General features: G+C 27.4%; 11 protein-coding genes and 1 riboswitch. Of the genes, 2 read left to right on the forward strand and 9 right to left on the reverse strand.

From position 1 onward, the window contains the following. Window positions 1-138: 138 nt before the first annotated feature. From TEGL_RS14030 to mgtE, 3 genes are all read right to left on the reverse strand, one after another. Window positions 139-1,560 carry a HAMP domain-containing sensor histidine kinase gene (locus TEGL_RS14030; protein ID WP_018589692.1) on the reverse strand — a complete coding sequence of 474 codons (1,422 nt, stop codon included), beginning with the start codon at window positions 1,558-1,560 and terminating at the stop codon, window positions 139-141. Then, the gene (locus TEGL_RS14035) at window positions 1,526-2,209 is read right to left on the reverse strand and encodes a response regulator transcription factor (protein ID WP_018589693.1); all 684 of its coding nucleotides are present in this window, start codon (window positions 2,207-2,209) and stop codon (window positions 1,526-1,528) included. Before TEGL_RS14035 ends, TEGL_RS14030 begins: the two co-directional genes overlap by 35 nt. 95 nt (window positions 2,210-2,304) lie before the next feature. Beyond that, window positions 2,305-3,639, reverse strand: a complete 1,335-nt coding sequence (gene mgtE / locus TEGL_RS14040) for a magnesium transporter (RefSeq protein ID WP_018589694.1) — start codon at window positions 3,637-3,639, stop codon at window positions 2,305-2,307. 265 nt (window positions 3,640-3,904) lie between these two features. Here mgtE and TEGL_RS14045 point away from each other — a divergent pair, with 265 nt between their 5' ends. Then, on the forward strand, window positions 3,905-4,588 hold the full coding sequence (locus tag TEGL_RS14045) for an MBL fold metallo-hydrolase (RefSeq protein ID WP_018589695.1): 684 nt from the start codon (window positions 3,905-3,907) through the stop codon (window positions 4,586-4,588). A 36-nt stretch (window positions 4,589-4,624) separates the two neighbouring features. Here TEGL_RS14045 and TEGL_RS14050 read toward each other — a convergent pair whose 3' ends face one another. Next, window positions 4,625-6,637: a penicillin-binding transpeptidase domain-containing protein gene (locus tag TEGL_RS14050; protein WP_018589696.1), complete on the reverse strand. Its 2,013-nt coding sequence runs from the start codon at window positions 6,635-6,637 to the stop codon at window positions 4,625-4,627. Between the two features lie 178 nt (window positions 6,638-6,815). Here TEGL_RS14050 and TEGL_RS14055 point away from each other — a divergent pair, with 178 nt between their 5' ends. After that, on the forward strand, window positions 6,816-7,805 hold the full coding sequence (locus tag TEGL_RS14055; protein WP_018589697.1) for an HD domain-containing protein: 990 nt from the start codon (window positions 6,816-6,818) through the stop codon (window positions 7,803-7,805). A 101-nt stretch (window positions 7,806-7,906) separates the two neighbouring features. Here the strand turns inward: TEGL_RS14055 and TEGL_RS14060 are convergent, their stop codons facing one another. From TEGL_RS14060 to TEGL_RS14080, 5 genes are all read right to left on the reverse strand, one after another. Next, window positions 7,907-8,425, reverse strand: a complete 519-nt coding sequence (locus tag TEGL_RS14060) for a DUF2179 domain-containing protein (RefSeq protein ID WP_018589698.1) — start codon at window positions 8,423-8,425, stop codon at window positions 7,907-7,909. 104 nt (window positions 8,426-8,529) lie between these two features. After that, window positions 8,530-9,138, reverse strand: a complete 609-nt coding sequence (locus tag TEGL_RS14065; protein WP_018589699.1) for a hypothetical protein — start codon at window positions 9,136-9,138, stop codon at window positions 8,530-8,532. A 160-nt stretch (window positions 9,139-9,298) separates the two neighbouring features. Beyond that, window positions 9,299-10,477, reverse strand: coding sequence for a phosphoribosylaminoimidazolecarboxamide formyltransferase (locus tag TEGL_RS14070; RefSeq protein WP_018589700.1), 1,179 nt, complete (start codon window positions 10,475-10,477; stop codon window positions 9,299-9,301). Between the two features lie 75 nt (window positions 10,478-10,552). Continuing rightward, window positions 10,553-10,649: riboswitch (ZMP/ZTP riboswitch) on the reverse strand. A gap of 63 nt (window positions 10,650-10,712) precedes the next feature. Continuing rightward, window positions 10,713-11,348: a glycosyltransferase family 2 protein gene (locus TEGL_RS14075; protein WP_018589701.1), complete on the reverse strand. Its 636-nt coding sequence runs from the start codon at window positions 11,346-11,348 to the stop codon at window positions 10,713-10,715. Between the two features lie 402 nt (window positions 11,349-11,750). After that, on the reverse strand, window positions 11,751-12,413 hold the full coding sequence (locus TEGL_RS14080; RefSeq protein WP_018589702.1) for an ABC transporter ATP-binding protein: 663 nt from the start codon (window positions 12,411-12,413) through the stop codon (window positions 11,751-11,753). Between the last annotated feature and the right edge of the window lie 8 nt (window positions 12,414-12,421).

Raw genomic sequence — 12,421 nt, forward strand, 5'->3', positions numbered from 1 at the left:
TTCATCATTTATAATTATTATACAATAAGTTAAAAAATATAATAAGGTAGCTTAATATGATATTCTAGTAATAATATAAAAAGAGTACTCATAAATTATTTTTGTATAAATTCATAAATACTCTTTTTCTTAATTTTATTATTTAGGTAATGTTATTATAAACTCTGTACCTTTGTTCATTTCACTCTTTACATATATTTGTCCATTATGAGCATCAACTATGCTTTTTACTATTGATAAACCTATTCCTATACCTCCAGTTTCTTTATCCCTTGATTTATCCACTCTGTAAAATCTTTCAAAAATAAATTTAATATCATTTTGTGGAATTCCAATCCCATTGTCTTCAATAGATATAACAACATTATCATCATCTTCATATGCTTTTATATATATTTCACCACGAACATTTGTATATTTAATAGCATTAGATAATAAGTTTGATAACACTTGCGAAAACTGTTCTTTATCAATATTTATATATATTTCTTTCAAATCATAGGTTATATTAATATTTTTTGACAAAGCGTCTCCTTCATAGTTGTAAATGAAATGTTGTATAAATTCTTTTAAATTAACTTGGATCTTATTCACAAGGTTGTTTTCCCTATCGTATTTTGACAATAATCTAAGCTGTCCTACTAAGTTACTAAGTCTTAGTGTTTCTTCTCTTATACTATTAAGCCTCTCTGGTGTAGCTTCCCATATACCATCTATCATACAGTCTAAATGGCCTTGAATATTTGTTAAAGGTGTTCTCAACTCATGAGCTACATCTGTTGTTATTCTTTTTCTAAGCAGTTCTTGTTCATTTAGCTTGTAAGATAATTTATTAATTGATTGAATCAATTCTTTTACTTCTTTTATCTTGCTATTATATTCTACTTTATCATTGTATTTCCCATCGCTCATATTTTTAGCTTTATAAGATACATTTTCTATAGAACTTGAAATTGACTTTGATATAATTAAGGAAATTAGTAGTGCACTTCCTATGGATATAAGACTTATTACTTTCATAAAACTATTTATTATATTCAAAAACATAATATCATTTTCCATGTAATACAATGACTCATAGTATGAAATTTGTGCATAACCTACTTTATTATTATTTTCATTATATATGGCAACTTTGTATTCTTCTAATTTAGGTGTCCAGTTTTCCTCTATACTTTCCATATTTTTTCTTATGTTATTTAATATTTCATTTGACTCACTTTTTTCATCTTCTAGTATTCCATATATTAACTGGTTGTTTTTATCATAAACTTCCAATACTACGCCTTTTTCTATGGAATCTTCTGCCAACCTTTTTATTAAATGTGTATTCCATGTTTTATCTTTATATATATTATTTAAATCAAAATTTATTAAGTGGTTTACCTCTGACTTATTGCTATCATCCACATATTTTCCAAACTCTGATTCAAAAGCTTTTGTTACAAATATTGTTATTGATAATATTGTTAATGCTATTATTGTTAAGAAAGATATTGTTATTATATTCCTAAGGGATATACTTTTATTTTTTAAGTCCAAATTTATATCCAATTCCATAAACTGTTTGTATTATTTTACAGTTTTTAGGGTTTTCTTCTATTTTTTGTCTTAGGTTTTTTATATGGCTATCAATAGCACGATCATCTTTTTCATAATATCCTTCTTCTAGTTGCTCTAATATCTCAACTCTTGTAAATACTTTTTGTGGATTTGAAATTAGCATTAATAATATTTTATATTCTGTGTTAGTAAGTGAAACTAGTTTATTTCTTATTCTAACTTCATAGGACAAAATATTTATTTCAATTTCATTCCCAAATTTTATAATATTATTATCAATTAATTTATTATTTCTTTTTAAAATAGCTTTTACTCTAAGTACTAACTCTCTCACATTAAATGGTTTACATAAGTAGTCATCACAACCCAAGGTAAATCCTTCTATTCTATCTTCGTCTTCAATTTTAGCTGTAAGCATTATTATAGGCGTTTCGGATTTTTTTCTAATACGCTTACATATTTCTTCTCCACTTATATCTGGTAACATTCTATCCAAAATAACCAAGTCATAATTAACATCTTCAAAGTTTTCAATTGCACTTTTTCCATTATAAGCAACTGTAACTTTATATCCTTCTCTATCCAAATAGGCTTTTACAAACTCACAAATTTTTGGTTCGTCATCTACTACTAATATTTTAATCATGTAATATCTCCTATAAAATTTATATATTCTAGTATTTCTTTTAATTCTTTTTTATATTATAAAAGACCTGTTATAACAGGCCTTTTATTGCATTTTTATATTCTAAGTAATAATTTAGCTAAAGTAAAGTATACCATAAGTGCAAAAGTGTCTACAATTGTAGTAATTAATGGACTAGCCATAATTGCTGGATCAAATTTTAGTTTTTTAGCTATTATAGGTAATAAACCTCCTACTACTTTAGCAATTATAACTGTACAAAATAAACTTAAACATACTGTTAAAGATATAAATAAATCCGTTTTTTCTAAAAAATATATTCTAAGAAAGTTCACACTTGCTAAAACAGTTGCAACTATTAAACTTACCCTAAATTCTTTCAACATTACTTTTAAATAATCTTTCAACTCAATATCTCCAAGAGCTAATCCTCTTATTACTAAAGTTGAAGATTGTGAACCTGCATTACCACCTGTATCCATCAACATAGGAATAAATGCAGCAAGAATTACTACTGATTGCAAAACATCATCAAACTTCTTTATTATGGAACCAGTAAATGTGGCAGATATCATTAGCACTAATAGCCATATAACTCTATCTTTTGCCAAGTCTATTACTGGAGTTTTTAAATAAGACTCTTCATTTGGCTTTATAGCTGCCATCTTTTGAAAATCCTCTGTATTTTCTTTATCTACTATATCCATAATATCATCTACTGTTATAATACCAACTAATCTATCTTCTTTGTCCACCACAGGCATACATGTTAAGTCGTATTTCTTAAACTCTGAAGCTACAATCTCTTGATCTGCCATTGTATTTGTGCTTATAACATTTCTGTCCATTATGTTTTCTATAAAAGTCTTTTCATTATTTAATATTAGTTCTTTTAAATGTAGTGTTCCTTTTAACTTTCTATTGTTATCAATTATAAAACAAGTATCCACATCTTCTTTGTTTAAAGTATCACGTCTAATATGTTTTATAGCGTCTTTGACTGTCATGCTTTCTTTTAAGTCTAAAAATTCTATAGTCATAATGGAGCCTGCTGTATTTTCATCATATTTTAATAACTGATTTATAAGTTCTCTTTTTTCTTTTGAAGTATTTTTTAATACTTTTTTTACCATATGTGAAGGTAGTTCTTCTATAATATCCACTGTATCATCTAAAAATAATTTATCAACAATATCTTTTAATTCACTATCTGTTATAGACTGTATTATATATTCTTGCATATCCAATTCTAAATATGAAAATACTTCAACCGCTATATCTTTTGGCAGTATTCTAAAAGCTAATACTATTTCCTCATTTCTTAAATTTACCATATCCTTTGCTATATCTACTGAATTTAGGTCAGCAAAGTATTCGCTCAACTCTAAAATTTTTCTTTTTTTAATTAAATTACTTACTACTTCTACCATAATAATCCCTCCATAACAAAGAGTTCATATTATCTATAAAAAAATTGTGATAAATATGAACTCTTCTTCTTTTTTATTATTTTTCAAACTAGGATCACCGTCCATATAAATCACATCCTTTACTTTCATTTGTTTTTATTATATTAAACAAATATGTAGAACTTATGGAGTTTTATAAATTTTTCAAATTATATATTGTACTTCATATATAATAAAATTATAATTTACATAATATATAAAATAATTAATAAGAAAGGGTTTTGATATGAAAATAACATATATTCATCATAGTAGCTTTGTTGTAGAACTTAAGAATTGCATATTGCTTTTCGACTATTTCCAAGGAAATCTTCCAGAATTTAATAATGATAAAAAGCTGTATGTATTTGCTAGTCATTCTCATCACGACCATTTTAATGATAGTATTTTTGAACTAAAAAAAGTACATCCTGACGTAACTTATATATTATCAAAGGATATAAATACTACAAAATCTAAAAATATAAGACTTATAGATTCAAATGAAAAAATAGTAATTGATAATTTAGAAATAGAAACTCTACAATCTAGCGACTTAGGTGTGGCATTTATTGTAAAAATCGAAAACAAAAGAATTTATCATGGGGGAGATTTAAACTGGTGGCACTGGGAAGGAGAAAACTCTCCTGAAGAAAATGCTCATGCTGAAAATTTATTTAAGAATTCTATAGATAAGATAAAAGAAATAAACATAGATGTAGCTTTTTTACCTTTGGATTCTCGACAAGGAAATCAATATTATTTAGGTTTTGATTATTTTATGAAAAATACTAATACTAAAATAGCATTTCCTATGCATTTTTGGAACAACTACTCTTTAGTTAAAACATTTAAAACTTCTAATCATGCTTTAAATTATAAAGATAAAATATTAGAAATAAATCATGACAATGAGGAATTTCGACTTTAAAATAAAAGGTCAACTTATAAAAGTTGACCTTCTTTATTATTTATCATCTAAAAGATGTCTTTTCATTATATTTTTCACTTTAGGTACTAAATATTTTGATGTTGATTTGTCTTTCATATCTTCCATAACCATTGAGATAGCTAACTTAGAGTCATCTAAATCAACTGCAACAAACCAACTATTTTCATTTCCACTCTTATCTTCCTTAGTTGATTTTATTTCTGCTGTTCCCGTTTTACCTGCCAAGTTAACTCCATCTATTTTACATAAATGTCCACTTCCACTATCATCATCTATAACACCAGAAAAGTCCTTTTGTAATTCTTTTAAATCTTCTTTTCTTATAGCTCTATTATATACTTTTTCTTCCTTATTTTCGCTTATCACAAGTCTTGGAGTCATAATCTCACCTTCATTTGCTAAAGCTGAATACGCCATAGTTATTTGCAAAGGAGTTGTTAGAACTTCTCCTTGTCCGTAACCTGTATCTCCAAGTAAAATTTGATTTTTTATTGTACCACTATTTGAGATTTGAGATTTCGCCATAGGGTATTCAAAGTTCATATCTAACCCTAAGCCAAACTTCTTAGCTCCCTCTATAAAATTCTCACTACCTACTTTAATAGCCTTATCTGCAAAATAAATATTGTCAGAGTTTATAACCGCATCATATAAATTTACAGAACTTATATCTTTTACTCTAGTAACTTTATAATTTCCCCACGAAGATGATTTTTGCCAATTTAGTCCTTCTATTTTCATCTTTTCATTTGGATTTATTATTTTATTTTCCAATCCTATAGATGCTGTTATAAGTTTCATAGTAGAACCTGGTGAGTATAAATCGTTTGCTCTATTATCAAAACATGCATTATTATTTTCTTCCCATTCTTTTGCTATCTCCTTAGTTTTGTAAGTTACCATAGTGTTAGAGTCATAAGAAGGTGAGCTAACCATTGCCAACACTTCCCCATTAGTTGAGTTCATAGCTATGGATGCTCCTTTTTCTTTTTCCATTTGATCATATATTTCTTTTTGTAGCTTTGAATCTATTGCTAACTTTATATCTTCTCCATCACTGACTTTTGTCTTAGCTACGGTTACATTACTGCCTTCTCTTTCAATATATATATGAGCTCCGTCTGTCGCTCTTAATTTATCTTCATAAACTTGTTCCAATCCATTTTTACCTATTTGACTACTACTTGTGTAGTTTTTATCAGATTTTTTCTCCAACTCTTCTGATGTTATATTACCTACATATCCTAACAGACTTCCAAAAGCCTCACCTTTTACATAAACTCTAGATGTTAACTGTTGTATAGTTATTCCTTTTATTTTCGAAACTTTATCTAGCTTATCATTTTCATATTTTGAAAGAATTACAATGTTTGTAGCATACTCTGTATTAGCGTTACTTTCAATTTTCTTTTCTATGTATTCTTCACTTATATCAAGTATTTTAGCTAAATCTTTTATACTCTCTTTTTTAAATGCCTTACTGTCTATGTTCACATAATTTGCTTCTCCATTGTATGCTAGCAAGTTTCCATCTCTATCTAGTATTTTTCCTCTATTTCCCTTAATTATTTCAACTTTTATCTTATCTCCTTTAACCATGTCAGGTAAAATTAAACCTTCATCCCAACTTATCTTATATTTATTATCTTCTTTTTTTAGCTTAATTGTTGCATCATCATATTTTAATTTTCCTCCAATAGTATTCATAGAAACAGTAATAGGTATTTCTAATTTATTTTTAATATCTCCCACATCTACTTTTATGTTACTTACATTCATAGCTGAATAAATTGCTGAGTATTTTTTTACAAATTCTTCTTTTCCACCAAACTCTTCTTTTATGTAGTTTTTAGAATCTGTTGTTAAACTTTCGTATAATTCACCGTAATTTTTTTCATTTAACAACTTATTATAGCTGTTTACAGTATTTTTTATTTCATCCTTGTTGCTACAACCACTCAGTACAAATACTGCCATAATCATCATGATAATAAATACTAACATACTTAATTTTTTATTTCTAATCATTATCACCATTCTCCCCTCATAAATTAATTTTTTAATTACCCCACTATTATTTTACTCTTTATTTATTAGACCTTTATATTTCATAAAAGGTTTTAACTTATTTATATTTTTTAAATTGCAACTATATATACTCTGTTATATAATAAGTTCTTATTAGAAGTTTAAAGGAGGTACTGATTTGAATTTAATTGATATATATAGTAATGATTTTCCTGTTTTCATAAAGGAGTTAATAAATACGCCTGAGTTTAAAAGACTTAGCAATGTTGGTATGAACTGTGGATGCGAATATACTAGTTTTCCCATATTTTCCAAAGGAAAGGATTATACTAGATATGAGCATAGTATAGGTGTTGCTCTTATAATTTGGCACTTTACAAAGGATATAAAACGATCTATAGCAGGTCTTTTACACGATATTAGTTCTCCCGTATTTGCTCATGTAATTGACTTTTTAAATGGAGATCATGAAACTCAAGAATCTACAGAAGAAAAAACGGAAGAAATTATAGCAAATTCTATGGACATACAAGAAATATTAAAAAAATATAATTTAAGCACTAAAGACGTTTATGACTATCATATGTATCCTATCGCAGATAACGATTCTCCTCTTCTTTCTGCAGATAGACTAGAGTACACTTTAGGTAATGCTTTTTACTATGGTTTTAAATCCATGGAAGAAATAAGAGATATGTATGAAGATTTAGTAGTAAGTATAAATGAATTTGAAGAAAGTGAAATTTCATTTAGTACTTTAGATAAAGCTATAGAGTTCACATCTGTATCCATTGAAAATTCTAAAGTATATAGTTCTAATGTAGATAGATTTGCCATGCAATACTTAGCTGATTTATTAAAATTGGCAGTAAGCAAAAGAGTTATAAGTATGAAGGATTTATATACTGTAGAAAATCAGGTTATTTCTAAGTTAAAAAAAGATGAAGAATTAAAGTCTCTGTGGAAGGATTTCACAAAGCTTTCTCAAATATTTACTAGCAAAGAAAAACCTGAATACGGATACTGGGTTAATATCCCTGCTAAAAAAAGATATATAAATCCTCAAGTAGTTTCTAAAGGAAGAGTTTCTAATTTATCTAAAAATTTATCAAGAGAAATAGATGATTTCTTAAATGTTGATTTTAATATTTGGTTAAGTGGAAAATAAAATTTTGAAGGTGGTACCTTTTTTGATACCACCTTTTAATAAAAACAAATAAGTTTTAATTTTAAATATACTATTTTATAATACCTAATTATAATTAAAAATCACTGCGTAGAATGTTTGTTTAAATATCCACCTTTAAAATGTGCCAATTCAAAGGATATTATAAAGGCTTCTGGCTCTAATTGTTCAGTTATTTTTATAACTTCTTTCTCTCTTACTCTATGAGTCATAACCTCTAATCTATATCTTGTTTCATTATTTCGTCCTTTTCCTTCAAGTTTTGTAACTCCGAATTTATGACCTCTTAATATATTTATTAAATCATCATTTTCCTTCGTTAAATTAATTTGCACTACTCTATATCCTATAGCAAGTTTCTTTTCTAATTTTCCTCCTAAGTATACCCCTATAGCATAACCAAAAACATAAGCAACAATATTATATATGTTAGTTAAATCAGAAAATACAATTCCTAAACTTACAATATAAATTATTCCTTCTACAAATGCTGCGAAAGGAGCTTTTTTGTCTTCACCTTTTACAACAAGCACCGTTCTAAGAGATAAAACAGGTACATATATTAGCTGTAAAACAAATATTAGTATAACTTTAGCAATCATAAGGCCTCCATAAATTCCCATCTAGTTATTAATATAATTTAAAATTATATAAAATGTCTCAACCATATCATTATTTTTTAATTTTTCTTTATTTTCGCAAAATTTTAACTAGGATACATTTCTATAATTATCATTCCCCCCTTCTCTTCATATCCTGTATTCCATAATTCTTTAATTGAAATCCAGTTATAGCCACCATAGGTAGCTATTTTTATTGATAATTCATTGTCAGTTTTTTCATATCCAACAATTAAAAACCAATGCCAAACAAGTTCTTTTAACTGTGAATTTTTATGCTTTAATAAAAGAAAGGGTATTGGTATGTCTTTATTTATCTGATTTATAATTACTTTTTCTCCGTCAACCAATGAGTTATCTCCAGAAAACGCTGTCATCTTTATTTCTTTGTCATTAACATCTTCTAGATATTTTCCAAACCCATCTATATATAATTGTAAAGTATTGATTCCTGTCATTCTTGGACGAAGATAAGGTTTCATAATATGTGAGAATTTTATATAATCTGCTTTTGTTAAGGCACTTACATCAAATGGGTATAAGTGCTCACTATTTTTAAGTATGTTTAAATAAACACATAAGTCACAGGCTGTAACGGCCGCACAACCTCCTAATTTCATCATGGGATCTATAAACCAATTTTGACTTCCACCATAATGATCTTCTATATTAAAATATGTTAATTCTTTTTTCATAGTTAGTATTTCCTTTCAAATATCATCCCCTCAAGTACATATTAGCACCTTTAATATTATATTAAAACTAAAAGTATCTATTAAAATTCCTACATATTTATACAATATAATTAAAAATCCTTAGAAGCTGTCAAAATCGACTATTTCTAAGGATATATATTTAATGATGGAATAATCTAATGCCTGTAAATGCCATTATCATATTGTATTTATCACAACATTTTATAACAAGATCATCCCTTAGGGAACCTCCTGGTTGTGCTATATATTCAACTCCACTTTTGTATGCTCTTTCAATATTGTCTGAGAAAGGGAAAAATGCATCTGAGCCTAATGTTACTTTTTCATTTTTTGAAACCCATAATATTTTTTCTTCTCTAGTAAATGCTTTTGGCTTTGTTTTAAATATATTTTGCCATTTTCCTTCAGCAAGAACATCCTCATATTCATCTCCAATATATACGTCTATTGCGTTGTCCCTTTCTGCACGACTAAGTGTGTCAATAAACTCCAAATCAAAAACTTGTGGTGATTGACGAAGATACCAGTTATCAGCTTTCTGCCCTGCCAGTCTTGTGCAATGTACTCTTGATTGCTGACCGGCCCCAACACCTATGGTTTGACCATTTTTCACATAACAAACTGAATTAGACTGTGTGTATTTAAGTGTAATAAGAGCTATCTTCATATCCATAAGTGCTAACTCTGGAATTTTATTATTTTTAGTCACAACATTTGATAAAAGCTCATCATTAATGATAAGTTCATTACTACCTTGTTCAAAAATAATTCCATATACTTGCTTTTTCTCAATAGGATTTGGAACATAAGATTGGTCTATTTGTATAATATTATATTTACCCTTCTTTTTGCTTTTAAGTATTTCTAAAGCTTCTTTGGAATAAGCTGGTGCTATAACTCCATCTGAAACTTCTCTTTGGATAATCCTAGCAGTTTGAATATCACACTCATCTGACAATGCAATAAAATCACCATAAGATGACATTCTATCAGCTCCTCGTGCTCTAGCATAAGCGCTAGCAAGGGGTGATAATTCTCCCAAATCATCTACCCAGTATATTTTATCAAGTATGTCATCTAGTGGTAGTCCAACTGCTGCACCAGCTGGTGACACATGTTTAAAAGAAGTAGCAGCAGGAAGACCTGTAACTTTTTTTAATTCTTTTACTAGCTGCCATCCATTAAGAGCGTCAAGAAAGTTTATATACCCTGGGTTTCCGTTTAATACAGTAACAGGTAAATCCTTATTTTCTTCTATAAATACTCTTGATGGTTTTTGATTTGGATTGCATCCATATTTTAGTGATATTTCTTTCATAGTAATACCTCCCTATATTCTACTTGCATCCATAGTAAGTTTTATTGCATAAAAAAACGCCTGGACGCATTTATATAATGCTGCCCAGACGGTCGACTAATCTTTATTAATACACTCCCTGTAGGTAATCCTACTCAGGTAACACCTGTTTCCGTCAGTTGTGTATCTATTAATAATGATAGTTGAAATATTTTTATACTGCAATATAAAATATTAGTTCTATTTACAAATTACTTTATTTAATTTTATAAACAGCTGGTTTATGAAGTATTATATACCTTTCAATAATATTCATTACTTCGTATATCCATTGTAGTTCATTAGTTTTTGCTTTATTTTCTAATATAATATTTTTAATTAAATCTGTTTTATACAATTTGCCCCAGATAACATTTTTTACTCTTTCATTTATTTTTAATTCTTCCATTAAACATTTATTATCTAATATTAATCCTTCACCATCTTCTTCACTATATTTATCGTCATATAATAACTTATCAAAATATACATCATATGAATCTACTTGTATTGCATCTGAGTTGTATTTTTCTTGTTTTTCTACCATAAGGCTTATCATATTTTTGTCTAACCAGCTATTCTTGCTATCAACATATAATATATATTGGCCTGTTACATTTTCTGTTGCATAATTTATGCCCTCACAAAGATTATGATTTTCCATATTAAGTAATCTAATTCTTTTATCAAATCGAGCATAACCCATAGCAATTTGCTTCGAATTATCTGTGCTTCCATTATCAACTAAGATTATTTCCATATTTGTATATGTTTGATTTTTAATACTATCTAAACACCTATTTAAATTTTCTTCTGCATTATATATTGGCACTATCACACTAACTTTGTACATTTTCTCTCCCCCCATAGATTACCTTGTACATTTTCCTTTGATTCTTATTGAAAATATTAACTCCCCATAATTAATATTTTTAATCCTATCATATAGTAATACTATTTATAGATAATTTCCTATTATACAAAAGTATTATTTTTGATTATCACATGTGAATTTATCTTTTGATCTACTAATAAATTCTTTATTTTACTTTACATCCCTTGTTATTTTTATTATATTTTTCCCCTGAAATTCTTCATAAAGCGATAAACTACCTAATAATATTAAGTATTTATAGTTTATATACAAAATTAAAATAAGAGAGCTTATTTATCTACAATAGATTAACAAACTCCCTTATTTGCGCAAATATATATGCAATATTTTTATATTTTTCAATTACCTTTTTATTATATACTATGCAACATTACCATCTTTTATAGTTATAACCTTGTCTGCCATTTTAGCTATGTCATTATTATGAGTTATCATAATCAAAGTTTGTCCAAATTCATTTACACATTTCTTTAACAAATCCATAACTTCATTAGTAGTTTTTGTATCTAAATTTCCTGTAGGCTCATCTGCAAATATAATTTCTGGTTTATTTGCAAGAGCCCTAGCGATAGCAACTCTTTGTTGTTGACCTCCACTTAATTCATTTGGAAATTTATTTATCTTATCTTTTAGTCCCAAAATACTAATAAGGCTATCTACATATTTCTTATCTATTTTTTTATTATCTATATTTATAGGAAGTACTATGTTTTCATAAATATTAACTACTGGTATTAAGTTAAAACTTTGAAAGATAAATCCAAACTTTTCTATTCTTAATTTTGATAATTTATCTTCTGACAACTTGGATATATCTTGGTCATTAAGAAGTACTTTTCCACTTGTAATGCTATCTAACCCGGCCATACAATGAAGCAATGTACTTTTTCCACTTCCACTTGGACCTATTATTGTGGTAAACTTTCCTTTTTCAAAAGACAAATTAATATTATTTAAAGCCTGTACTTTATTCTCGCCTTTTCCATATGTTTTACTTAAATTTATTACATCTAATATACTCATATCATCAT

Origin of the sequence: Terrisporobacter glycolicus ATCC 14880 = DSM 1288 (assembly GCF_036812735.1) — a bacterium.
GTDB classification, from domain to species: Bacteria; Bacillota; Clostridia; order Peptostreptococcales; family Peptostreptococcaceae; genus Terrisporobacter; species Terrisporobacter glycolicus.

What these genes read in the sequence shown, in the direction of transcription:
- TEGL_RS14030 (WP_018589692.1), bottom strand. Translation starts at nt 1,560, where the DNA reads ATGGAATTGGATATAAATTTGGACTTAAAAAATAAAAGTATATCCCTT.
- TEGL_RS14035 (WP_018589693.1), bottom strand. Translation starts at nt 2,209, where the DNA reads ATGATTAAAATATTAGTAGTAGATGACGAACCAAAAATTTGTGAGTTT.
- mgtE (WP_018589694.1), bottom strand. Translation starts at nt 3,639, where the DNA reads ATGGTAGAAGTAGTAAGTAATTTAATTAAAAAAAGAAAAATTTTAGAG.
- TEGL_RS14045 (WP_018589695.1), top strand. Translation starts at nt 3,905, where the DNA reads ATGAAAATAACATATATTCATCATAGTAGCTTTGTTGTAGAACTTAAG.
- TEGL_RS14050 (WP_018589696.1), bottom strand. Translation starts at nt 6,637, where the DNA reads ATGATTAGAAATAAAAAATTAAGTATGTTAGTATTTATTATCATGATG.
- TEGL_RS14060 (WP_018589698.1), bottom strand. Translation starts at nt 8,425, where the DNA reads ATGATTGCTAAAGTTATACTAATATTTGTTTTACAGCTAATATATGTA.
- TEGL_RS14065 (WP_018589699.1), bottom strand. Translation starts at nt 9,138, where the DNA reads ATGAAAAAAGAATTAACATATTTTAATATAGAAGATCATTATGGTGGA.
- TEGL_RS14070 (WP_018589700.1), bottom strand. Translation starts at nt 10,477, where the DNA reads ATGAAAGAAATATCACTAAAATATGGATGCAATCCAAATCAAAAACCA.
- TEGL_RS14075 (WP_018589701.1), bottom strand. Translation starts at nt 11,348, where the DNA reads ATGTACAAAGTTAGTGTGATAGTGCCAATATATAATGCAGAAGAAAAT.
- TEGL_RS14080 (WP_018589702.1), bottom strand. Translation starts at nt 12,413, where the DNA reads ATGAGTATATTAGATGTAATAAATTTAAGTAAAACATATGGAAAAGGC.